The 23,621-nt window shown below is 39.1% G+C and carries 24 protein-coding genes; 18 read left to right on the top strand and 6 right to left on the bottom strand.

What is annotated here, in order from left to right; translation table 11 throughout:
- Positions 1 to 10: 10 nt before the first annotated feature.
- From gcvH to J7E67_RS13580, 8 genes are all read left to right on the top strand, one after another.
- Complete coding sequence (gcvH, locus tag J7E67_RS13615; protein ID WP_214713419.1) at positions 11 to 406, top strand: glycine cleavage system protein GcvH; 396 nt, start codon at positions 11 to 13, stop codon at positions 404 to 406.
- Position 407: 1 nt separating this feature from the next.
- Positions 408 to 1,760: an aminomethyl-transferring glycine dehydrogenase subunit GcvPA gene (gene gcvPA / locus J7E67_RS13610; protein WP_214713420.1), complete on the top strand. Its 1,353-nt coding sequence runs from the start codon at positions 408 to 410 to the stop codon at positions 1,758 to 1,760.
- On the top strand, positions 1,753 to 3,237 hold the full coding sequence (gcvPB, locus tag J7E67_RS13605; protein ID WP_214713421.1) for an aminomethyl-transferring glycine dehydrogenase subunit GcvPB: 1,485 nt from the start codon (positions 1,753 to 1,755) through the stop codon (positions 3,235 to 3,237). The genes gcvPA and gcvPB overlap by 8 nt, the downstream gene beginning before the upstream one ends.
- Positions 3,238 to 3,360: 123 nt before the next feature.
- The gene (gene lipA / locus J7E67_RS13600; protein WP_214713422.1) at positions 3,361 to 4,239 is read left to right on the top strand and encodes a lipoyl synthase; all 879 of its coding nucleotides are present in this window, start codon (positions 3,361 to 3,363) and stop codon (positions 4,237 to 4,239) included.
- Positions 4,240 to 4,267: 28 nt separating this feature from the next.
- Complete coding sequence (locus J7E67_RS13595) at positions 4,268 to 4,573, top strand: iron-sulfur cluster biosynthesis family protein (RefSeq protein ID WP_214713423.1); 306 nt, start codon at positions 4,268 to 4,270, stop codon at positions 4,571 to 4,573.
- Between the two features lie 113 nt (positions 4,574 to 4,686).
- The gene (lpdA, locus tag J7E67_RS13590) at positions 4,687 to 6,087 is read left to right on the top strand and encodes a dihydrolipoyl dehydrogenase (protein WP_214713424.1); all 1,401 of its coding nucleotides are present in this window, start codon (positions 4,687 to 4,689) and stop codon (positions 6,085 to 6,087) included.
- A 39-nt stretch (positions 6,088 to 6,126) separates the two neighbouring features.
- Positions 6,127 to 6,996 carry a formyltetrahydrofolate deformylase gene (gene purU, locus J7E67_RS13585; RefSeq protein ID WP_214713425.1) on the top strand — a complete coding sequence of 290 codons (870 nt, stop codon included), beginning with the start codon at positions 6,127 to 6,129 and terminating at the stop codon, positions 6,994 to 6,996.
- Positions 6,997 to 7,144: 148 nt separating this feature from the next.
- Entirely contained in the window at positions 7,145 to 7,312 is a 168-nt protein-coding gene (locus J7E67_RS13580; protein ID WP_168244345.1) for a hypothetical protein, read from the top strand.
- 85 nt (positions 7,313 to 7,397) lie between these two features.
- On the opposite strand, the gene J7E67_RS13575 is transcribed toward J7E67_RS13580, so the two are convergent.
- The 3 genes from J7E67_RS13575 to J7E67_RS13565 form a co-directional block, all read right to left on the bottom strand.
- On the bottom strand, positions 7,398 to 8,522 hold the full coding sequence (locus tag J7E67_RS13575; RefSeq protein WP_168244344.1) for a cupin domain-containing protein: 1,125 nt from the start codon (positions 8,520 to 8,522) through the stop codon (positions 7,398 to 7,400).
- Between the two features lie 78 nt (positions 8,523 to 8,600).
- Positions 8,601 to 9,551: a fumarylacetoacetate hydrolase family protein gene (locus J7E67_RS13570; RefSeq protein ID WP_214713426.1), complete on the bottom strand. Its 951-nt coding sequence runs from the start codon at positions 9,549 to 9,551 to the stop codon at positions 8,601 to 8,603.
- A gap of 215 nt (positions 9,552 to 9,766) precedes the next feature.
- Positions 9,767 to 10,528: an IclR family transcriptional regulator gene (locus J7E67_RS13565; protein ID WP_214713427.1), complete on the bottom strand. Its 762-nt coding sequence runs from the start codon at positions 10,526 to 10,528 to the stop codon at positions 9,767 to 9,769.
- A 179-nt stretch (positions 10,529 to 10,707) separates the two neighbouring features.
- Between J7E67_RS13565 and J7E67_RS13560 the strand changes: the two genes are divergently transcribed.
- From J7E67_RS13560 to J7E67_RS13550, 3 genes are all read left to right on the top strand, one after another.
- The gene (locus J7E67_RS13560) at positions 10,708 to 11,901 is read left to right on the top strand and encodes an FAD-dependent monooxygenase (protein ID WP_214732080.1); all 1,194 of its coding nucleotides are present in this window, start codon (positions 10,708 to 10,710) and stop codon (positions 11,899 to 11,901) included.
- A gap of 131 nt (positions 11,902 to 12,032) precedes the next feature.
- Positions 12,033 to 12,527 carry a DinB family protein gene (locus tag J7E67_RS13555; RefSeq protein ID WP_214713429.1) on the top strand — a complete coding sequence of 165 codons (495 nt, stop codon included), beginning with the start codon at positions 12,033 to 12,035 and terminating at the stop codon, positions 12,525 to 12,527.
- A gap of 305 nt (positions 12,528 to 12,832) precedes the next feature.
- Positions 12,833 to 13,486, top strand: a complete 654-nt coding sequence (locus J7E67_RS13550) for a hypothetical protein (protein ID WP_214732077.1) — start codon at positions 12,833 to 12,835, stop codon at positions 13,484 to 13,486.
- A 110-nt stretch (positions 13,487 to 13,596) separates the two neighbouring features.
- On the opposite strand, the gene J7E67_RS13545 is transcribed toward J7E67_RS13550, so the two are convergent.
- On the bottom strand, positions 13,597 to 14,745 hold the full coding sequence (locus J7E67_RS13545; protein ID WP_214719153.1) for an SLC13 family permease: 1,149 nt from the start codon (positions 14,743 to 14,745) through the stop codon (positions 13,597 to 13,599).
- 196 nt (positions 14,746 to 14,941) lie between these two features.
- Here J7E67_RS13545 and J7E67_RS13540 point away from each other — a divergent pair, with 196 nt between their 5' ends.
- The gene (locus J7E67_RS13540; RefSeq protein ID WP_214732075.1) at positions 14,942 to 15,391 is read left to right on the top strand and encodes a DinB family protein; all 450 of its coding nucleotides are present in this window, start codon (positions 14,942 to 14,944) and stop codon (positions 15,389 to 15,391) included.
- Positions 15,392 to 15,483: 92 nt separating this feature from the next.
- Here J7E67_RS13540 and J7E67_RS13535 read toward each other — a convergent pair whose 3' ends face one another.
- Positions 15,484 to 16,179: an AIM24 family protein gene (locus J7E67_RS13535; RefSeq protein ID WP_214732084.1), complete on the bottom strand. Its 696-nt coding sequence runs from the start codon at positions 16,177 to 16,179 to the stop codon at positions 15,484 to 15,486.
- 325 nt (positions 16,180 to 16,504) lie between these two features.
- Here J7E67_RS13535 and J7E67_RS13530 point away from each other — a divergent pair, with 325 nt between their 5' ends.
- Entirely contained in the window at positions 16,505 to 16,648 is a 144-nt protein-coding gene (locus tag J7E67_RS13530; RefSeq protein ID WP_214719157.1) for a hypothetical protein, read from the top strand.
- Between the two features lie 261 nt (positions 16,649 to 16,909).
- On the opposite strand, the gene purF is transcribed toward J7E67_RS13530, so the two are convergent.
- Positions 16,910 to 18,289, bottom strand: coding sequence for an amidophosphoribosyltransferase (gene purF, locus J7E67_RS13525; protein WP_214719159.1), 1,380 nt, complete (start codon positions 18,287 to 18,289; stop codon positions 16,910 to 16,912).
- A gap of 198 nt (positions 18,290 to 18,487) precedes the next feature.
- Here purF and purK point away from each other — a divergent pair, with 198 nt between their 5' ends.
- The 5 genes from purK (at position 18,488) to purL (ending at position 23,618) form a co-directional block, all read left to right on the top strand.
- Positions 18,488 to 19,615 (top strand): 5-(carboxyamino)imidazole ribonucleotide synthase, encoded by a 1,128-nt coding sequence (gene purK / locus J7E67_RS13520; protein ID WP_214719161.1) that lies wholly within the window; start codon positions 18,488 to 18,490, stop codon positions 19,613 to 19,615.
- Positions 19,616 to 19,680: 65 nt separating this feature from the next.
- Complete coding sequence (gene purC, locus J7E67_RS13515; RefSeq protein WP_214719163.1) at positions 19,681 to 20,400, top strand: phosphoribosylaminoimidazolesuccinocarboxamide synthase; 720 nt, start codon at positions 19,681 to 19,683, stop codon at positions 20,398 to 20,400.
- Positions 20,393 to 20,647, top strand: a complete 255-nt coding sequence (gene purS, locus J7E67_RS13510; protein WP_214719167.1) for a phosphoribosylformylglycinamidine synthase subunit PurS — start codon at positions 20,393 to 20,395, stop codon at positions 20,645 to 20,647. Before purC ends, purS begins: the two co-directional genes overlap by 8 nt.
- Positions 20,648 to 20,659: 12 nt before the next feature.
- Positions 20,660 to 21,343 (top strand): phosphoribosylformylglycinamidine synthase subunit PurQ, encoded by a 684-nt coding sequence (purQ, locus tag J7E67_RS13505; RefSeq protein ID WP_214719168.1) that lies wholly within the window; start codon positions 20,660 to 20,662, stop codon positions 21,341 to 21,343.
- On the top strand, positions 21,330 to 23,618 hold the full coding sequence (gene purL, locus J7E67_RS13500; RefSeq protein WP_214732073.1) for a phosphoribosylformylglycinamidine synthase subunit PurL: 2,289 nt from the start codon (positions 21,330 to 21,332) through the stop codon (positions 23,616 to 23,618). The genes purQ and purL overlap by 14 nt, the downstream gene beginning before the upstream one ends.
- Positions 23,619 to 23,621 lie beyond the last annotated feature (3 nt).

The following is a 23,621-nucleotide window of genomic DNA, read 5'->3' as shown; positions in this document are numbered from 1 at the left end:
AAGAGAAACAATGACTAAAGCGACAGCAACTTTACTATATAGCAAAGAACATGAGTGGGTATTACAATTAGACGGAAATCGAGTACGTATTGGAATCTCTGATTTTGCACAAAAGCAATTAGGAGATATTGTCTTTGTTGAAACCTTAGAAGTGGATGATGAAGTTACAGCGAATGAATCAATGGGGACCATCGAATCAGTAAAAGCAGTTTCTGACCTATACTCTCCTGTATCAGGTACGGTTGTTACTGTAAACGAAGAGTTAGGAGATGCACCTGAGACGATTAATGAACATCCATTTGAAGCAGGTTGGTTAGTAGAAGTGGAAATGTCCAATCCTGAAGAATTGGAATCACTTTTAAATGAAGATGCGTACCAAGCATTTATTAATGAAGGAGAGGAATAAAATGACTTCCACTTATCGATACCTCCCTGATACGAAACAAGATCAAGAGGAAATGCTCGCTTTTTTAAATATTTCTTCGATAGATGAGTTATTTGAAGATATTCCAGCTGAAATTCAATTAAATGGTGAGCTACCTATTCCAGAGGCTGTGCCTGAGCCGCTTCTTTTGAAAAAAATGAATCAACTTGCTTCCAAAAATAAAAATGCTAATCATTACCCAACCTTTCTTGGTGCAGGAACCTATGATCACTATATTCCAAGTGTGGTCAATCATATGATTTCACGGTCCGAATTTTACACAGCCTATACACCATACCAACCGGAAATCAGCCAAGGTGAATTACAGGCGATTTTTGAATTCCAAACCATGGTTTGTGAACTGACAGGAATGGATGTGGCCAATTCTTCGATGTACGATGGCTTTACATCTCTTGCGGAAGCTGCATCACTTGCTGTTGCATCAACACGGCGTTCCAAAGTACTTGTGTCAAAGGCAGTTCATCCTGAATCACGTGCCATCTTAAATACGGTAGCAGATGGCCAAGGTTATATAGTTGAAGACGTCAATCTTACTGATGATGAGACAAGCTTAGTGAAGCTGCAAGGACAAATTGATAAAAACACTGCTGCTGTTATTGTTCAATACCCAAACTTTTTCGGTTCCATTGAGGATCTAGCAGAAATTAAGAATATCGCGGATACAAAAGGAGCGCTTTTAATTGTAAGCGCCAATCCATTGGCACTGGCACTCTTGCAGGCTCCTGGTAAACTTGGAGCAGACATTGTGATTGGGGATATGCAGCCATTAGGAATCCCGATGTCCTTCGGCGGCCCACACTGCGGTTATTTTACGGTAAGTAAGAAATTCATGCGAAAAATTCCAGGACGAATTGTCGGGCAAACGAAAGATGAAAAAGGACAACGCGGATTTGTATTAACCCTGCAAGCACGCGAACAACATATTCGCCGTGATAAAGCATCATCCAATATTTGTTCAAACCAAGCATTAAATGCACTTGCTTCTGCGGTTTGTATGAGTGCACTTGGAAAGCAAGGAATTCGTCATATGGCCCAATTAAACTTTGAAAAAGCAGATTACATGGCAAAATCTCTAAATAAAAAAGGCTTTACCATTATGAATAAAGCGCCATTCTTTAATGAATTTGTTGTTAAGCTTCCTCGTCCGGTAAAGGAAGTCAATGCCAAACTTCTTGAGGCAGGTATCATCGGTGGGTTTGATTTAGGAACGGATTACGGTTTAGAAAATCAAATGCTACTAGCAGTAACAGAGCAGAGGACAAAAGAAGAGATTGACCAATTTATCGAGGTATTGGAGGCAGTTGTAAATGGTTGAATATAATGACCTAATTTTTGAAATCAGTCGTCAAGGACGTGTTGGATCAAGCTTTCCGGAAAGTGACGTTGATACTGTTGATCTAAATGATAAACTTCCCAAGCATTTGATTCGTGACCTACCAGCAGAACTCCCGGAAGTATCAGAGTTGCAGCTTGTTCGTCATTACACAGCGCTTTCGAATAAAAACCATGGGATCGATAATGGCTTCTATCCACTTGGTTCTTGTACGATGAAGTACAATCCGAAAATTAATGAAGATGTAGCTCGTTTGGAAGGGTTTAGCCGCATTCATCCATACCAGCCAACAGAAACAGTACAAGGCGCACTAGAGGTCTTATATGAATTACAGGAAGAGTTAGCTGTCATCACAGGAATGGATGCAGTGACTTTACAGCCTTCAGCAGGAGCTCAAGGTGAATGGACAGGGTTAATGATGGTCAAAGCCTACCATAAGCAAAAAGGAGAGGTGAGAACGAAAGTCCTTGTTCCAGACTCCGCACACGGAACAAACCCTGCAAGTGCATCGGTTGCCGGTTTTGAAACGATAACGATTCCATCCAATGAGCATGGGTTAGTCGACTTAGAAGAATTAAAGAAGCATGTAAATGATAATACAGCAGCACTAATGCTAACAAATCCAAATACTCTCGGCCTGTTTGAAAAAGAAATCGTAGAAATCGCTAAGGTTGTTCACGAAGCAGGCGGCTTATTATACTATGATGGAGCTAATGCGAATGCCATCTTAGGGAAATCTACTCCGGGTCAAATGGGCTTTGACATCGTGCACTTAAATCTTCATAAAACATTTACTACACCTCATGGGGGCGGCGGCCCAGGTGCAGGTCCAGTCGGTGTGAAAGAGAAACTGATTCCGTTTTTACCAGTACCGCGTGTTGAGAAAGTGAATGAGGTATATGTGCTAGATTCTAACCAACCGCTATCTATCGGTCGAGTTAAAGGATATTATGGAAACTTCGGTATTCTATTACGTGCGTACACCTATATTCGCACAATGGGACCTGAGGGGTTACGTCAAGTGTCGGAAAGTGCAGTACTACATGCGAATTATCTTCGCAAAAAACTCGAGCCGTATTTTGAGGCACCGTATTCACAAATTTGTAAGCATGAATTTGTGTTATCTGGATCAAGACAGAAAAAACTTGGTGTAAGAACACTTGATATGGCCAAACGTCTGCTTGATTTTGGCTACCATCCACCTACCATCTACTTCCCGCTAAATGTGGAGGAATGTTTGATGATTGAACCGACAGAAACAGAGTCAAAAGAAACACTAGATGCTTTTGCGGATGTCATGATTCAAATTGCAAAAGAAGTGGAAGAAAATCCAGGTGTCGTATTAGACGCACCACATACTACGGTTATTGGCCGCTTGGATGAAGTACAGGCAGCTAGAACACCAATCTTACGTTATACAAAAGAAGAAGCAGTAAAAAGAGAAACCGTAATGTCTTAAACGAATGGGTAAACATGAACCACTGAGAATGAAGATATAGAGAAAATGAATTTTCTCACTATGTCATTCTTGGTGGTTTAAAATAAACCAAAAACTTCATGACTGTTCATAGGAGTGGAAGATATGTCTATTGATCATGTTCGCAAACCGGAATGGCTAAAAATAAAATTAAATACGAATGAACAATATACTGGCATAAAAAAAATGATGCGTGAAAAAAAGCTACATACGGTCTGTGAAGAAGCGAAATGCCCAAACATTCATGAATGCTGGGCGGAACGTAAAACCGCAACCTTTATGATTTTAGGAAGTGTATGCACGCGTGCCTGTCGATTCTGTGCGGTTCAAACAGGGCTGCCGACAGAGCTTGATTGGGAAGAACCAGAACGTGTTGCTGTATCAGTGGAGCAGATGGGCTTAAAGCATGTCGTGATTACAGCCGTTGCTCGTGATGATTTAAAGGATGGAGGAGCCGGGGTATTTGCTGAAACGGTACGGGCAGTAAGACGCCGCAATCCATTCTGCAGCATTGAAGTCCTCCCGTCCGATATGAAGGGTGAATATGACAACTTAAAAACATTAATGGATGCCAGGCCAGACATTTTAAATCACAATATTGAGACAGTGAAACGTTTAACACCAAGAATTCGTTCACGGGCAACTTACGAACGTTCCCTTGAGTTTTTGAGACGAGCAAAAGAAATGAATGCTACTATTCCAACAAAATCAAGTATTATGATTGGTCTAGGAGAAACAAAAGAAGAAATTATAGAAACGATGGACGATCTTCGTGCAAACAATGTAGATATTATGACAATCGGTCAATATTTGCAGCCAACCAAACATCATCTTAAAGTCCATAAATACTGGAGTCCACAAGAGTTTGAAGAACTAAAGAACATTGCCATGTCAAAAGGCTTTAGTCATTGCGAGGCCGGTCCGCTCGTTCGCTCCTCTTATCATGCTGACGAACAGGTCAATGCAGCAAAAGCGAATGCGTAATCAATTAAAATAGGGGGAGAGGAGTCCTATGATGATAAAAATGACAAAAGAAGCCATGAACAAGCTAAAGGAAATGGTAGTCAATGGAGACCAGACTCCCCGGATTGACGCCGAAGTCGCTGGCGGATGTGGTATGACTGTTAAGTTTTCCATTGTATTTGATGAACCACGACGAAACGATTTTATCATTGAGATGGATGGGATTCAGATTTTGCTGGATCGTTTTACAAAACGCTATATAAATGAAGAAACACAAATCGATTATAGCGCTGAACACGGTTTTCTAGTTGGAGAAAGCTTTGCCTCAAGTGCATGTGCAATTGAAATTGTTTAATAGGTACATTGTTGAGGTGTAATACGGATTGGAGTTTGAACTGTTTTATGATGATATTAAACCAAGTTTTCCTATAGATATGTTTACATATTTTTATTAAAGGAGACACGAAGATGACAAAAGAATATGATGTTGTTATTATCGGCGGTGGAACAGGCGGGTACGTTGCTGCCATTCGCGCTTCCCAATTAGGTTTAAAAGCGGCGGTTATTGAAAAAGGAAAAATCGGTGGAACATGCCTTCATGCTGGTTGTATCCCTAGTAAGGCTTTATTAAGAAGCGCAGAAGTGTACGCTCAAACAAAAAATGTAGATAAGTATGGTGTCATTGCCTCAGAAGTTGGACTTGATTTCTCAAAAGTACAGGCTCGGAAAGAAGAAATTACGGCTCAGCTATTTAAAGGTGTCCAACATTTAATGAAAAAAGGAAAGATCGATGTTTATGATGGTAAAGGTAGTATCTTGCAGTCAAAAGATGTTCTAGTGGAATTGAATAATCAAGAAGAGGAAATCATTTTAAGCCCCCGGAATATTTTGATTGCAACAGGCTCTCGTCCAAGAACACTCCATGGCCTAGAAGTAGATGAAAGCTATGTGATGACATCGGATGAAGCCTTGAAAATGGAGGAGCTTCCATATTCGATTATCATTGTTGGCGGCGGAGTGATTGGAATCGAATGGGCATCGATGCTCGTGGACTTCGGATTACAAGTTACAGTACTTGAATATGCCGATCGTATATTACCAACAGAAGATCAAGATGTATCAAAGGAAATCCAGCGTTTAATGAAGAAAAAAGGTGTGAAAATCGTCACTAGTGCAAAGGTGCTGCCTGAGACACTTGAAAAAGGTGAGGGTGTTTCGATTAAAGCGGAGCATAAAGGAAAAGAAACACCGTTTTCTGCTGATAAGCTTTTAGTTTCCGTAGGGCGATTACCAAATACGGAAGGCATTGGGCTTGAAAATACTACCATTGATCTAGATCGTGATTTTATTAAAACAAATGAGTTTTATCAAACGAATGAACCAAACATTTACGCTATAGGTGATGTGATTGGCGGCCTGCAGCTTGCCCATGTTGCCTCACATGAAGGGATCATCGCGATTGAACATATGGCAGGAGAAAACCCTGCACCACTTGATTCGACTCTTGTTTCAAAATGTGTATACAGCAGCCCAGAAGTAGCAAGTGTTGGGCTCACAGAAGGAGAAGCAAAGGGAAAAGGGTATCAAGTAAAAACTGGTAAATTTTCATTCCGTGCCATCGGAAAGGCATTGGTTTTTGGTGAATCAGATGGTTTTGTCAAACTGGTTGTTGAAGAAGGAACGAATAAGCTGTTAGGAGCTCATATGGTAGGTCCACATGTAACGGATATGATTACAGAAATAGGCCTCGCTCGTGTATTAAACGCAACCGCCATGGATATTGCTCATACGATCCATCCCCACCCGACATTGGCTGAAGCAATTGGTGAAGCTGCTCTTGCCGTAGATGGAAAGGCAATTCATGCATAAAATAACATCAATCATAATCCTAAGGATGGTGGAAGAGCAATGAACACAAAGGTAAAGCTGAACCGTGCAAAATTATTAATTTCTTGTCCGGAAAAGCCGGGGATTATCTCGACGGTAACGAATTTTTTATTAGAACACAAAGCGAATATTGTACATTTTGACCAACATACAACGGATCCACAAGCAGGAATATTCTTTATGCGGATCGAGTTTGATTTGGAAGAATTTGACTCTACATTTGAAAAACTTGAAAAAGATCTACATGTGATGGCGCGGGATTATGCTTTGGATTGGCAATTGAGCAGTAATGAAAGAAGAAAGCGAATGGCCATCTTTGTTTCCAAAGCGGACCACTGTCTCAGTGAGCTTATTTGGCGGTGGAAATCTAATGAAATTCCTGTGGATATCCCTATGGTGATCAGTAATCATACTGATTTAAAAGAATTGGTTGAGGGTTACGGGATCCCTTTTTATCATATCCCGCTGTCTCAAGAAACGAAAGGAGATGCCGAACAGAAAGCACTTGAACTATTGAAAGGGAAAGTAGATATTATTGTTTTGGCCAGGTATATGCAAATTCTTTCTCCTAATTTCATTTCGCAATATCCTAAACAAATCATTAACATCCATCACTCATTCTTACCGGCTTTTGTTGGGGCAAATCCTTATGTAAGAGCGTTTAACCGAGGGGTGAAGTTAATAGGAGCAACTGCCCATTATGTAACAAATGATCTTGATGAAGGACCAATTATTGAACAAGATGTACAGCGTATTAATCATCGCTATACAGTAGCGGATTTAAAGACAGCGGGACGTCATGTGGAAAAAAGAGTTCTCGCCGAAGCCGTTTCCTGGCATGTTGAAGATAAAGTACTTGTTCATGGTAATAAAACGATTGTATTTGCATGAGTGGATTTCATAAGGTGGTTGCCCCTGTTTAAATGATCATTTGGTATCGGAAGATAGGAGCCTAAAAATGGCTCAAAAGATAAGGAAGATGGGATATCGGGGGATTTTCGGAAACACATGTAAACGAAGATCCTAGGAGATGGTGCTAATGGCAGGAGATGAACATGTACTGGACTTTATTCATATCGTTTTAGCTATTCTTTGGATATTGATTTTTCTTCAAAATAAACGAAAGCGTACGTTAAACTACACACATATCATGCTGCTGCTTTTTGCCGTGGGTATATTACTTAATTCACTAGTGAAGTGGTCATAAAGGCTTACCTTTAATAGGTTAGGGCAGTTTCAAATTTGCAAATGAAAAAAAACGCTCAAATTGAGCGTTTTTTTAAATCATTCTATTAACGGAAGTCCGCTTTAAATTCGCCAGTAATTTTTTGGTGGCCGTTGTTTTCTTCAAACAATTGCTCTTGTTCTAAGTCGAAACGGTTCATAATTGGTAAATCGTTTACTGAGAAGAGGTAAGAGTCTTCTGATGCAGAGTGTTCATACCAAGCCCAGTTTGGAACAACGAAGTAATCGCCTTTTTTCCAATCGAAGCGAATGCCATTAATGACTGTGTGACCTGAACCTTTGTGTACTTGGTAAACAGTTGAGTGTGTATGGCGTAATGCCTTTGTTTGGAACCCATGTGGTAAATGCTGCATTCGAGTGCCAAGCGTCGGGTTCGCCGATTTACCTGTAGATGGGTTAATGTAATCTACTGCATATCCATGCTGTGGATTTGGATCGAATTCCATCAAGCCTTTAATTCCTTCTACCGTTCGATCCCATTTATAATTAGCAAGTGGAGCAACTGTGAATTTTTCATCACCAACAGGACGAACCATGCCGCCACGATAACGGATCTCTGAAAAGTTATCTGGAATATCTGGTTGTTGTAAACCATCTTCATAAGGTTCAAAGAAGGTACCACCGATTGCGTAAAGAGTAGGGATATCTAAAGCATCCATCCAATACATCGGCTCTGTACCTAAATGGGCGTGCCCATGCCATAAGCCCTTTGGAGTAATTAAAAAGTCGCCTTCTTCCATGAAAATACGCTGACCTTGTACGATCGTGTATGCACCTGATCCTTCAGAAATGAAGCGCAAGGCACTTTGTGAGTGACGGTGCGAGGGAGCTTGCTCACCAGGCAATAACATTTGAATAGCTGCATAAATCGTTTGAGTAGTAGATCCCCATCCCCAAGGTTCACGATAAGTTAAGCCAGGATTTTGGAAATAAATCGCACGACGTTCCCCACCGCGTTCTGGAGTGAAGATTTGAGCGGCTTCAGCCATTTTCTTTTTGAGTAATTCATCGCTCCAAAGATAAGCTTGTGCCTGAGGCTTTGGCGTTTTGTGCATAATTGCTGGAATTGCTTCCCAAAGAGGTCCTAAGTTGTATTGTTGAATATCTCTTGTGTAATCGGTTACAATTGAGCTTTTCATAAACTCCTGAACTTCTGGATTTACTTCAGCCATTTCACATTCTCCTTTATTATTCAAATTTATAGCGAAAAGGGGGGCAGCGTATGCTGCTAGACCCCTTGCAAATCCTAATTATACAGTGGCTAAGACATCTGTTGCCTTTACCTTATTTTCGAGCGCACCAAGTTGGTCGATCTCAATCCGAACGACGTCTCCATCTTTTAAGAATTGCGGAGGATTCATCGCAACTCCAACACCCCCAGGAGTTCCTGTTAAAACAACATCCCCTGGCTCTAATGTCATTAAATTGGATAAGAAAGCTACTAATTTTTGAACGGAGAATACTAGATTCGCAGTATTTGTTTTTTGACGTATTTCCCCATTTACTTTTAGAACAACATCTAAGCCAGATGGATTTTGTAACTCATCGGAAGTTACTAAATAGGGTCCCATCGGTGCACTACCTTCAACTGTTTTTCCTTGTAACCATTGAAGAGTGCGTCGTTGAATATCACGATAGGTGACGTCATTTGTAATGGTATAACCTGCTACATAGTCTAATGCATCTTCTTCGGAAACATTGCGTGCTTGTTTGCCAACAACAAAAGTAAACTCTGCTTCATAGTCAAGTTGGTCAGAAATTGGATAGTGTGGAATATCGTCCTCGGGTCCTAAAATGGTATTAGCGAATTTTGCAAAAATAACTGGGTGGGTTGGGAGTTCACGACCCATTTCTAAAATGTGCTCGCGGTAGTTGTGACCAACACAAATAATTTTGCCTGGCCGTTGAACAGGTGCTTCTACCTTAACATCCTCGAGATTGTAAATCACTTTTTTATCAAAGCTTTCAGGATTAGCTAAAATGAAATCGATTGCATTTTGCGCTAGTTGCAGTGATTCTTTACCACCTTGGTATAACTCGTCTGTATTTTCTGGCACATATGCTTTTGCGATGGCTTCGAAACGGTACTTTCCTTCTGCTTTTAACTGTGCTTGGTACGCATAGTTTAAATCGATTACTTGGTTGTCCACGATTGCCCCTGCACGAGTATGCCCAGCGACAGTAAAATTAATAAGTTTCATTGTTGTCCTCCTCGTTTTCACTAATTGTGAAACTAGTTCACTATTTATAAAAAATATTAATAGATTTTGATAAGATTGTCAATATTATTTGTTTTCAGAAAAAATAAAATCCTATTATCATTTCATATCTCCTCAAATATTCAGGATTACAAAGTAAAAAGCATAAACTTCTATAGAAGAACTTCATGCTAAAACGCAGATGGAAGAGTAGGTGATTATTCTATGAAACCATAATATTCTGAAATTCCCTTTGCGGTTTTGAGAACGTATTGTCCAATCGGATGGTCCGCTGATTTTGGTACTGTCTCAGTAATACCAACGATGGTAATGGCACCGAGCAGTTCATTGTTGAAATTTAATAAAGGGACACTAAAAGAAGAGACATGATTGATTAGCGGTTCAGTTTTTGATGCAAAAAACAACTCTCTTGTTTTTTCCTTTTCACCTTGATATTGCTGTAATTCACTTTCATTGAGCTGGGATAATTCTTCTTCTTCCCATTCTTTCATGAGGACATCATTTTCAAAAGCAGAAAAAACGACGCCGGTTGAGGAGGAGAGCGGCAAGTGTGTCCCCATTTGTGCTCCGATATTTATTCCATAATCTGCACTTAAAATATATGAAATGAGTGGACCTTTTATCGAAGGAACAGCCAGTAGTACTGTTAGGCTCGTGTGCTCGGTGATCTTTTTGAAATAGGGTATAACCACTTCAATTAAAGAAGTTTGACCTAAAGCAATATTTCCTAACTGTACTAATTTATGTCCAAGCGTATACGTGTTTGTATGAGGATTACGATTGATTAATCCAAATTGGCATAGTGTTGCCAAATATTTATATAAATTACCTTTTGTCATAGAAGTTCGGTTTTGAATATCAGTAAACTTTAGAGGCTCTTTATCCATTGCTAAGATTTCTAATATGTTTAACCCAATTTGTAATGACTGAACACCGGTTGTTTTCGTTTCAATTGTCATAATGATCCCCCTCTTTTCAGTTGATATTGGATAGTGTAGTAGATAAATTGATTAAAAGAAATTTCAGAATTTAAAAATTTTTGTATTGACGAAATAGTGAAAGATGATTTAAAGTTTACTTATCAAGAACATTGTTCACTATTTGTAGAAGATAATAACTTATTTGGGAGGAATTTTCAATGACTAATGTAAGCGATATTATTGTAGTAGGTGGAGGAATCGGTGGTTTAGCCGTAGCCCTATCAATCCAGGAATCTGGTAAATCAGTAGCAATTTTTGAGCAAGCACCTGAATTTGGAGAAGTAGGTGCAGGTATTCAGTTAGCACCAAACGCCTTAGAAGTGTTAGACCGTCTAGGAGTAAAGGAAGAAATTTTAAAGCATGCGGTAGTACCAAAACGTCTTGTTCTAAAAGATGTTTATACTGCAGAAGAGTTAGCAACTCTTGATTTAGGGGAAGGTTTCCAAAAAGAATTCGGCCAACCATATGTCGTATTGCATCGCTCTGACTTACACAGAGTTCTATATGAAGCATGTCAAAAACGCAGGAATATCAAATTCTTTACAAACCAAACCATTCAAACGGCAGAACAAAACGGTGATACTGTAACCATTGCCAACCAAAATGGTGAAACGTTTAGTGCAGAAGCAGTGATTGGTGCGGATGGGGTAAAATCAAAAATGCGTAAGCTACTGATTGATGATGAACCAGTAAACTCTGCTTATGTAGCTTACCGTGGAACGATTCCAATTGAAGAAGTGGCTAATAACTCAAACTTAGACTTAGATGATGTCATCATGTGGATTGGGCCAAACCTACACTTAGTACAATATCCAGTTCGTCGTGGTGAGCTTTACAACCAAGTAGTAGTATTTAAATCCTATGATGCTACTGTAGAAGACTGGGGAAATCCAGAAGAACTTACACGTCGTTTTGAAAATAGTCATCCAAAAGTTCAAAACGCTTTAACTTACATTAACCGTCAATTCCGTTGGCAAATGTTTGACCGTGAACCAATCGACAATTGGACAAAAGGCAACATTACGCTATTAGGGGATTCTGGTCATGCTATGCTTCAATATTTAGCTCAAGGCGGCGTTCAAGCATTTGAAGATGCGTTTGTCCTAGGTGCGAAATTAAAAGAACATAATACTTACGAAGAAGCATTTAAAGCATACCAAGAAATGCGAATTCCACGTTCTGCAATGGTACAAACAACAGCACGTAAATGGGGCGAAATCATTCACGCGGAGGATCCAACGACCATTTCACTTCGCAACTTTATTTTAGAACAACACAAACCAACTGATTACAAGATTGTTGATTTCTTATATGGCTATTTCAATAAAAATTACCAACGTGTCGATTGCTAATTTACAACTTTACGCAAATCAAAAATGCGTTAGAGCTAACTCTAGCGCATTTTTAATCTATTCTTATAATACTATTTAGCACGAAAGTGTTGAAAGTTCACAATAAGTGAATTGTAGGAGGGCTTATTACGATGTCGACAGCAGTACTGAATGAAAAATTGGAAACTTTTAAAAAGAGTATAGATGATATTGTAGCGGTAGTGAAAAATACGGAAGAGGCAACTCTTTATGTTAAACCTTCTGAAAATGAATGGTCCACCATGCAAATTGTTTCTCATATTTTAGAAGCGGTAGATTTTTGGGTAGCCGATTTGGAAGCATTGCTAGTTGTTCCAGGTGCAAAATGGGGACGGAATCATGAACATGTACGTCGTTTAGCTGCAGTAGATGAAAACATTGTATCTCGTATTAAGAAAGAGTATGCCATAACTAAACTACTAAACTTAGTACCGAAGGTTGAGGCAGCACTTGCTAGAGTTAAAGAAGAGGATCTAGTAAAAACAGCTCCAAGTTATAATCCAAACTTTGACGGAAAACCGTTATCATTCTTAGTCGACCATTTAATCGTTCAGCACGTAACAGGTCATTACGGGCAAATGGTACGTCATTTAGAAAAAGTTCGATAAACAAATCCATATAATAACTTCCTTTAAAGCTCCTAATTTTGCTGGAGCTTTATTTTTGTATGATTACCAAACAATGATTGGACTTAAACAGCAGGAAGTGGAAAAAAATTCCGAGTCTGCATGGAAGTATATTAAGAATTCGAAAAATCCCTTACTCATCTCATCTCAGATTATGAATCCTTACATTTTAGCAAAGAAAAATAAAAGAAAGAGAATACAAAATTTAACAACTTGTTCATAAATTGGTAATATCTTCTGGACATCCTATCATCTGTAATACCCAAACCATTTTAGGAGGATATCACATGATGAGAAAGATGAAGAGGACCTGTATTTGTGTAATGGTTTTATTGTTTGGATTTCTAGGTTCAGTGCAGGTTTTTGCAACAGAGGATAACGCACATGTAAAGGCAACAGAAGCCCATGGTCGAGCTCATTTTAAACACGATCCTGAGGTTATTAAAAAGCAGGTCGAATCGCTAGGGATTGACACCAAAGGGAAGGACATAGATTCATTGGAGAAAGAAGTCCGAGATACAGTAATCAAAAATGAAGCGAAAGAGTTGGGTATTTCGATTGAAGGCAAAGAACTATATGATTTAGCCAATGAAGTTCGTGAAACCCACATAAAAAAAGTGGCCAAGGATTTAGGAATATCGACTAATGGCAAAGAATTAAAGGATTTAGTCCATGAAATTCGTGAGACTCAGATTAAAAAAGACGCTAAAGAACTAGGCATTTCTATTGAAAATAAAAATCTTCGTAAAGTAGCCCATGAAGTCCGAGAAAAACGAATTTTCCAAGCCGCAAAAAAATTGGGGATAGAAACAAAAAATAAATCCGCGAATGAACTTTTTAAGGAAATCATGACGAATCACGCAGATAAGGTTAAGGAGTTAAATCTTTTTCCAACTAAAGAAGGTAAGATATTTTTCTTTGACCGGTCAAAAGAAAATTAGTTCTGGTTGGAGAGACTTAATACTTGGGATTCCCTTTTAATAAAAAATCAGGCAACTTCCAATTCTCTGGATGGTGCCTGATTTTTTAAATACACTGCATATGAAAAAGCTCAATTTAAAAATAGTTTAATGATAAAGTACTGAATCAAACTTAAAAACGCTAAAAAGGAAAAATTATAGAGACTAAATTTAATTAAATATTTTTTACTCTCGGTTGGATTTGCCTGAATGAATAGTTTGTAAGAAATCACACTGGCTAATGAAGCAACAATGGTCCCAAGTCCGCCAATATTAACTCCCAATAATAAAGGTTTCCAATCTGTTGTGAATTCTGCCAGGAGGATAGAAGCAGGGACGTTACTAATAAATTGGCTTAAAAATATCGAACTAAAATAGACGGAAGTAGGGTCTTTCAGACTGGCACTGGCAACGGCTTGTAATGTATTTGAATTGGATACATTTCCAATAAAGATAAAAAAACAGATAAATGTTAAGAGTAACAGATAATCAATTTTGATCAATAATTTTACATTCAAACCGACAACGGTCATTAATGTAACTACTAAGGCAACTTGGTAACTGACGACACCAAAAATAGAAGCAATGATTATAGCCAGTACTAATCCCCAGACAGTTGGTTTTTTCCAATCGTCTATCGGAAGTGGAGTCAGGACTACTTTCAATTCTCTTTTATGAAGTCTATTAATAAGTAAATAGAGAGAACTAATCCCAAGGACAGCCAGGAATAGGACGGTCATAAAAAAGGGCATAGGCTTGATCCCATAATAAGAATAAATGAACAAATTTTGCGGATTTCCCATGGGAGTTAGACTACTTCCAATATTGGCCGCAATGGTTTGAAGAATAATGGTCTCCATCATGGGCATTTTGGTCTTCCTACTGACAACTAGGGTCAATGGTACCAAAGTAAGAAGCGCAATATCGTTCGTAACAAACATGGAGCTAAAAAAACATAACAAAATCAGTATGGCAGAAACGGATCTGCTATTATTGCAATTATTTATAATGACAATAGCGAATTTTTCTAGCAATTTAAGTTCTTCCAAAGCCTTAATGGTAAGCATAAGGCTAAATAAACTGACCAATACTTGAAAATTTATATACTCCAGTTTGATAGGATGAATAAAACAACTTGTCGCTGCTAATATAAGTGAGACGGTAAAGACCATGTCTTTTTTTAGAAAACTAAAATTCAGTTTGATTCTTTTGTTTTCTTGTATTAGTACAGATTCTTTCACAACACACCACCGGTAGTAGATAGAATATAACAACTATATGATTCTAACATGTACATTTATGGTTGGAAACCTATCGATGATAATACCTAAAATTAGTAATGATTTATAACAAAAATATGTTGGTATTGTCTAAAATGTAAATGGTTCTAAATTCTATTTGATAATACATATTGTTTAAATACATGGAGGTGGTCATGTGGAAACGATTCAAAATATGTTTGAGCATTTACATTGGTCTAATCAACGAATTCTTGAAACCTTGAAAAATATGGAAGGAGAGAACAAACAAGTTAAGAATCTATTCTCACATCTGCTTTTGGCAGAACATGTGTGGTTTACTAGGCTAAAAGGATCGGACAGTTCCAAGTTACCTATTTGGGCAGAGGTCAGTTTAGAAGCCAGTGCAGAACTTGTTAATCAAAATCTGCAAAACTTTAAAGAATTTCTTTCTGGTTTATCCAATTCTGATCTCGAACAGATCGTTTTATACAGAAATAGTAAAGGCAAAGAGTTTCAAAATTCGGTAAGGGATATATTGACCCATGTTGCATTACATGGTCAATATCACCGAGGACAGATCAATCTACTTCTGAGAGCTAATGAAAGCGAACCTGTTAATATAGACTTTGTTACATTTAGGAGATAGAAGAGGGTAATAAATGGTGAACGCCAGAATGCCAAAAAAAGTTCCTGGTACCAGGAACTTTTTTTTGGTGTTTACCTTTTTCACCAACCCAACTAACTTTGCTTTGCTTTCATGTAAACCTCTTCGTAGGGTTGGATTACAACAAAGCCTTCACCTTCGAACCTCATTTGAATGGACTCACCGCTGCCTCTTCCAAGAAAAGTCTTTAAACTGATATCTGTTTGAAATTCAGGCTGAAGATTTCCTGACCAGGCTACAGTTGCGTTTGGATCCGTTATCATAGGGTTGCCAGGCGACACCCTTAAGGTGAGTGGTTCGTAATGCGCAGTAAAAGCAATCATTCCGGTTCCTTCACAACGAACATTAAATAACCCGCCTGCCATCATTCCGGCAATTTTCTTCATTAATTTAATTTCCGATTTAATACTTGGTTCAAAAGCAAGTAGATCATTCCCATTAATATAGATGGATTCGTTTTGTAAATTCAGGATGATGATCTTCTTGCCGCTATCCGCGAGATATAACTTGCCTTTTCCGTTCGCTTTCATTAAGGAAGCGCCTTCTCCTGTAAATGCTTTTTTGAACGCGGTTCCTAGACCGTGTTCTAATATTCCTTCACGTACAAATTTTATTTCTCCATGATAGGCAACCATTGAGCCAGCTTTGGCCCAAACTTGACCGTCTAAATTTACCTCCAAAAGCCGGGGAGTCTCTAATTCAAAAAAACCTTCGCCTTTATCCTTCTGCTCCGATTGTTTGATAAATTCTTCAATTGAGTATCTGTTCAATGCACCCACATCCTTTCCTCCCTTTATCTACGAGTTCCAATCATTTTTGTTTCAAATTATTGGGAGGAAAAGAAAAATTTATCCTTTCAAAAGGTGGTGTAATAATAATAATGCACAAGGTAATCAAATTTCTCCACAGGAATTTCAAATTGAGGGGTAGACAATTACGAAAATGAATAAGACATTGAAGTGAACTGAATAATAATGATATTCAGGCAGAAAAAGTGCTATTATTACCGGCTGGGATCCAATTCTTTCTCCTGATGCAGGAAAATCTTTAATTTAGGTTTTTAAAGATACCTAAGACAAATATCGCAAAGGAGTAATGATATTGAATAGTGAAAATCAGTATGTTGCAGCTACGCTTTCACCTAATTTAATCAATGAAATTCAATCACTAGAAGAAAAAATAAGTGAGCAAGCTCATAAAAAAGTAGTGGTTATCGCGTACGAAAATGATGAAAATTAATTAATTAGTGATTTTCAGGGGAAATAGGTCGCATATTTCTTTTTTTGCAAGGCTTGAATCAAATATTCGTATTAATAAGCTAAAACCTTCATAAATTTGAAGGTTTTTCTTTATCGTAACATCTAAACTAACATTAATAATAATAATCGCAATTTATGAATGAAAAGATAATTTGATTTCAAAAGTTTGGGTTTATTCGGGAATAAATACAATGATAAACTAGGACTTCCATTTTAGAAGGTCCTAGTTTAATTAAGGTTATCACTTCAAATACAATTTAGTTGGATATGCTCCACTAAAACAGGCGATACAGCGACTGCTTGTTTCTGCAAGATCTACATCTACCGCCTCTAATAACCCTTCCGTACTTAAGAAGGCTAATGAATCTGCTCCAATCACATTTCCCATTGCTCGTTCATGTTCATGTTTGTTAGCAAAAAGTTCTTCTTTGGTCGGCATATCCACTCCATAAAAACAAGGATTTCTTACCATAGGGGAACTAATTCGAACATGGACCTCCTTGGCACCTGCCTGACGAATCAATTCAACAATTCGCTTGCTTGTCGTTCCGCGAACAATCGAATCATCAACAAGCACGACCCGCTTATCCTCGAGAATTTCACGGACAGCACTTAATTTTAGACGAACGGCCAAGTCCCGCAATTCTTGGGTTGGTTCAATAAATGAACGACCGGCATAGGGGTTTTTGATGATTCCCATTTCATATGGAATTCCTGATTGTTGGGCATAACCCATTGCTGCAGGGACACTCGATTCTGGAACGGCAACGACAACATCAGCTGGTGTCGGATGTTCTTTTGCTAAAATTTGGCCTAATTCTTTCCGTATGGCTAAGACACTTCTTCCATGAATCACACTATCTGGACGAGCAAAATAAACAAATTCAAAGGAGCAAAGGGAAACGTCACCTTTTGCAGCAAATCTTCCTGTTTTTATTCCCTTCTCGTTAACAAGAAGCCATTCGCCCGGTTCAACATCCCTCCAGAACTTAGCATCTACCGCATTTAGTCCACATGTTTCTGATGACGCGATAATGGATTCACCGATTTTTCCAAGGCTAAGGGGACGTAACCCATGACGATCTAGGGCAATCAGCATTTCTTTATCGGTCATGATCAGCAAAGCAAAGGAACCGTCAATCCGCTTCAGGACATCAGGTCCAGCTTCATTAAAATATTTTTTACTGGAACGGGCTATTAGGTGAGCAATAATTTCCGTATCAGTTGTTGTCTGAAAGATGGCACCCTGTTGCTGGAGAACCTTCCGTTCGATATTGGCATTCACTAGGTTCCCGTTATGGGCAACGGCCAAATCGCCCTCACTGTACTTAAAAACAAGAGGTTGTGCGTTTTGTAGTAAACTTGCACCAGAAGTAGAATATCGTACATGACCGATGGTCATATTTCCGCTTAGTCCATCAAGGATCTCACGTGAAAATACTTGGGTAACTAATCCCATTCCCCTGTGATACCTGAATGATTTTCCATCACTAGCCACAATTCCTGCACTCTCCTGGCCACGGTGTTGAAGGGCATGTAGTCCATAATATGTTAAATCGGCCGCTTGGGGGTGATTAAAAACTCCAAATACACCGCATTTTTCCTGCATTTCTGAATCCATTTTAGTATTCCTCCCCTTTATGTCATTTCATTATTTTTGGCGAAAGCAGAATTTTTATCCTTATCTCTCATGTCTAGATGATTTGTATTGGTTTTATAAACAATAAAAGTTTTTTTTGATTAAAAAAAGTAAAGGAGTGTGTTTCAGGAAAACCTAAAATTATGAAAAATTTATATAAGGTCAGGGAGGAGAAATACTTTGACATTAATTAAACCCAGCTCAACCATTGGTATCTTAGGGGGAGGCCAGCTTGGAAGAATGATTTCAATTGCTGGTAGAAATATGGGATATCGTTTCATTACTTTGGATCCGACACCTAACTCACCATGTGGACAGGTTGCAGATCTTCAAATCACAGCTCCCTATTTTGAGCTTAAAGCAGTTAAAGAACTAGCAGATTCCTCAGATGTTATTACTTATGAATTTGAAAATGTAGATTCTACTATAACCTCCATGTTAGAAACTACATCCTTTGTACCTCAAGGAAGCGAGCTGCTCAAAATAACCCAAAATCGTATTCGGGAAAAATCCACGTTAAAGTCCATCAATGTGCCAGTAGCTCCTTTCTTGGTCATACAATCGGAGAATGACATTGAAACGGCTATCGATTGTTTGGGATTGCCTTTCATAATGAAAACAGCTACAGGGGGATACGACGGGAAAGGGCAATGGGTAATAAAAAAAAGGGATGAAATTCCAATTGCAAAGGAGGCTTGGAATAAGGCAGGGATGGACATGATCATCGAACAATTTATCCCGTTTAGTAAAGAATTATCAGTGATTGTTGCCCGAAATATTAAAGGTCAAACAAAAACTTTCCCAGTAGCTGAAAATGTCCATATTAATAATATCCTGCATCAGTCTTTCGTTCCTGCTAGAATCACCGATGAGCAAAGGATTCAAGCGGAAACTACAGCATTGAAAATAGCAGACTCCTTACAAGTAGTTGGATTAATTGCGATAGAGATGTTCCTTACGAATGATGGTGAAATTATCGTGAACGAGTTAGCACCAAGACCCCATAATTCCGGGCATTATTCAATGGACGCATGTATTACTTCTCAATTTGAGCAACATATTCGGGCAATATGTGGACTGCCCTTAGGAGATACTACTCTTTTAACTCCGATTATAATGGTTAATATTTTAGGTCAGCATCTAAGGCAAGTGCTAGATAAAATAGAACAGCTTCCTCCAACAGCCAAACTACATTTATACGGCAAAAAGGAAAGCGTAGAAAATCGGAAAATGGGTCACATTAATTTTTTAGGTTCAACTCTCGAGCGAATAGACGAGCAAATTAAGGATCTTGGAATTTGGTCATAAGGATACGCGGCTATTTTAGTTGTCCGGCTAAAAACATAACCAAACAGTGAAAAGAGTGAAAAATAATGGAAAAATTAGAACAGCTTTATGAAGGTAAAGCGAAAAAAGTGTTTAAAACATCAGAACCAGGAAAGTATTGGATTGAATATAAAGATGATGCCACTGCCTTCAATGGCGAGAAAAAAGGTCAAATAGCAGGAAAAGGAACTCTAAATAATGAGATTAGTGCCATTTTCCTAAGTTTATTAAAAGAAAAAGGCGTGGATAATCATTTTATTAAAAAGATTTCATCAACAGAGCAGATTGTTCAGCAAGTAGAGATTATCCCGATTGAGGTTGTCGTTCGAAATATAGCGGCGGGCTCACTTGCAAAAAGGCTGGGATGGAAGGAAGGGAAGGAACTCCCAGAAACAATTGTAGAATTCTACTATAAAAATGATGAGCTAGGGGACCCTTTGATTAACAATGATCATATTGCCATTCTTGGGCTGGCTAAAGAGTCTGAAGTAGCAGCCATTCGAAAGGAAGCATTAAAAATCAATGAAATTATGAACGAATATCTGTTAAACAAAGATATTATCTTAGTGGATTTTAAAGTAGAGTTCGGAAAAACCCCAGCAGGAACTATTATCTTAGCAGACGAAATCTCTCCGGATACGTGTCGATTTTGGGATGCCCATACAAAGGAAAAGTTAGATAAAGATCGGTTTAGGCGGGATTTAGGGAACGTTGAGGAAGCCTATCAAGAAATATTAAGGAGAATTGGGGGTAGTGTCAATGTTTAAAGCAACGGTATATGTAACCTTAAGAGAAAGTGTATTAGATCCACAAGGGAATGCCGTACATGAGTCACTGCATTCACTAGGATATGATGAGGTTGGAGATGTACGAATAGGAAAATACATGGAGCTTGAAATTAATAGCGATGATCAAAAGGCGGCAGCAGAACGAGTAAAGGATATGTGTGAGAAGCTGTTAGCCAATACGGTGATTGAAGACTTTCGGTTTGAACTTACTAAGCAGGAAGGATAGGAGGGGAATAAGTTGAACTTTGCTGTACTGGTTTTTCCTGGCTCAAATTGCGATGTGGATATGTATAAGGCTGTTTTAGATACGATTGAACAGTCGGTCGAATATGTATGGCATCTAGAAACGGACCTATCAAAATATGATGCGATTCTTGTTCCAGGGGGATTTTCCTATGGAGATTACTTGCGGCCAGGGGCTGTTGCGAGCTTGTCTCCTGTCATGGAGCAGGTGAAAATTGCGGCTGAAGAAGGGAAATTGATTCTTGGTGTCTGTAATGGATTTCAAATACTAACTGAAGCTAATCTTTTGCCAGGTGCTTTAAGAAGAAATCAGCGGTTAAAATTTCATTGTGACACTATTGATTTAAAAGTAGAAAACAATCAAACTCCGTTCACATTAGACTATCAAGAAGGTGAAACGATACGTATTCCCATTGCCCATGGCGACGGAAATTATTATTGTGATCAAGAGACATTGGATCAATTAGAAAAAAACAATCAAATCGTATTCAGATATAAAGGGACGAATCCAAATGGGTCGATTTCTGAGATTGCAGGGGTGATCAATGAGAGAGGAAATGTATTAGGTTTAATGCCCCACCCGGAACGTGCGGTTCATAAATGGCTGGGAACAGATGACGGAAAACGTATGTTTTCATCTATTTTAAGTTACTGGAGGAAACAACATGGTACAGTTTAAAGAACCAAATCCTGAGCAAATCGCCCAGCAGAAGGTCTATCGGGAAATGGGATTAACCGATGAAGAATTTGATAAAGTAATCGAAATCCTTGGGCGGAAACCAAATTATACGGAAACGGGCATATTTAGTGTCATGTGGTCCGAACATTGCAGCTATAAAAATTCGAAGGTAGTGCTAAAACGTTTTCCGACTTCCGGTCCGCATGTCTTGCAAGGCCCTGGAGAAGGAGCAGGTATCGTTGATATCGGTGATAATCAAGCAGTCGTGTTTAAAATTGAAAGCCATAATCATCCTTCGGCGATTGAGCCCTATCAAGGTGCTGCAACGGGGGTTGGCGGTATCATTCGGGATGTTTTTTCTATGGGGGCTCGCCCAATCGCTTTATTGAACTCGCTTCGTTTTGGCGAACTTGATAACCCAAAAACCAAATATATCTTTGAAAATGTGGTTGCGGGTATTGCCGGATATGGTAACTGTATGGGCATACCGACGGTTGGCGGAGAGATCTACTTTGATGATTGCTATGAAGGCAATCCCCTTGTTAATGCCATGTGTGTGGGTTTAATCAGCCATGATGAAATTCAAAAAGGCGTGGCTAAAGGGATTGATAACCCTGTAATTTATGTTGGAGCTGCTACCGGAAGAGACGGCATTCATGGAGCTACATTCGCTTCAGAAGAGTTGAGTGAAAATTCCGAAGCGAAACGTCCAGCCGTCCAAGTGGGAGATCCTTTTATGGAAAAATTGCTGCTGGAAGCCACTCTTGAATTAATCGCCTCTGGTCATGTGGTCGGGATACAAGATATGGGGGCAGCAGGTTTAACCAGCTCAAGCTCTGAAATGGCCAGTAAAGCGGGAAATGGCGTTGAATTGGATCTTGATCTCGTTCCACAGCGAGAAAGAGGAATGAATGCCTACGAAATGATGCTTTCCGAATCACAAGAAAGAATGCTGGTTGTTGTGAAAAAAGGAAAGGAAGGGGAAGTAAAAAAGATATTTGATAAATGGGGGCTCCACTCCGCTGTGATCGGCAGGGTGACTGATGATAACCAACTCCGTTTACTTCACAAGGGAGAAATAGTTGCGGAAATCCCCGCTGACAAGCTGGCAGAAGATGCCCCAGTGTATTGTAAGCCATCTAAAGAGGCGCCCTATTACGAACAATATTCATCCTTAGACACAGCTGCAGCTATTGAAGAGCCAAAGGATTATCATTCAGTTCTGCAACAGCTGCTAGCATCGCCGACGATTGCCAGCAAAGAGTGGGTATATCAACAGTATGACTATATGGTTAGAACAAATACGGCAGTCATACCTGGATCGGATGCGGCTGTAGTTGCTATCCGTGGAACACGAAAAGCACTGGCGATGACAACGGATTGCAACGGAAGGTATGTATATCTTGATCCGTTTGTTGGAGGAGCTATTGCGGTAGCGGAAGCGGCCCGTAATGTCGTTTGTTCCGGTGCAGAGCCTTTAGCTATTACTGATAACTTGAACTTTGGAAGTCCAGAAAAGCCGGAAATCTTCTGGCAGTTTGAAAAGGCAGCGGATGGAATTAGTGAAGCGTGCCGTCAACTCAATACTCCGGTTATTGGCGGAAACGTCAGCCTATATAACGAAACAAAAGGAGAAGCTATTTTTCCAACACCAACCATTGGCATGGTCGGGCTAATTAAAGATATCGACCATATTACTACTCAAGAATTTAAAAAAGACGGAGATATAATCTTTTTAATTGGGGAAACAAAAGCAGAAATAGGCGGGTCGGAATACCAAAAAATTATGACAGGCAAGATCGAAGGGCGCCCGCCGCAGTTAAACCTTGATTTGGAAAAAAAGATTCAAACCTTTACCCTTAATATGATTCAAGAAGGATTAGTCCAATCAGCTCATGATACGGCAGAAGGCGGTTTAGCAGTAGCAATAGCTGAAAGCTGTATTGGTGGGAAGTTGGGAGCAGAAATCAAGTTAACCGATGAACTGCGAACGGACTTAAGCCTCTTTAGTGAAACTCAATCTCGAATCATTCTTTCCGTTTCTCCGGAACATGCGGAGAGGATAAAGGAAATGGCGCAACAGCAGGAGGTGCCTATAAAAGAAATCGGTAGGGTGAAAGGTCAGGAACTATCAATTACACATAATGGAAAGACCGTTATTTCTCAACCGATTACTACATTAAAAGAAGCCTGGAAGAATGCAATTCCTAACATAATGCGTTCGGGATTATTAAAAAAGCTCAATATGCAGGAAATCTCTGCAAGTTTACCGTAAAGG

This window comes from Bacillus sp. ISL-46 (assembly GCF_018613205.1).
Note: the sequence above shows the minus strand (reverse complement) of the source record. Positions and strands in the feature narration are given on the sequence as shown.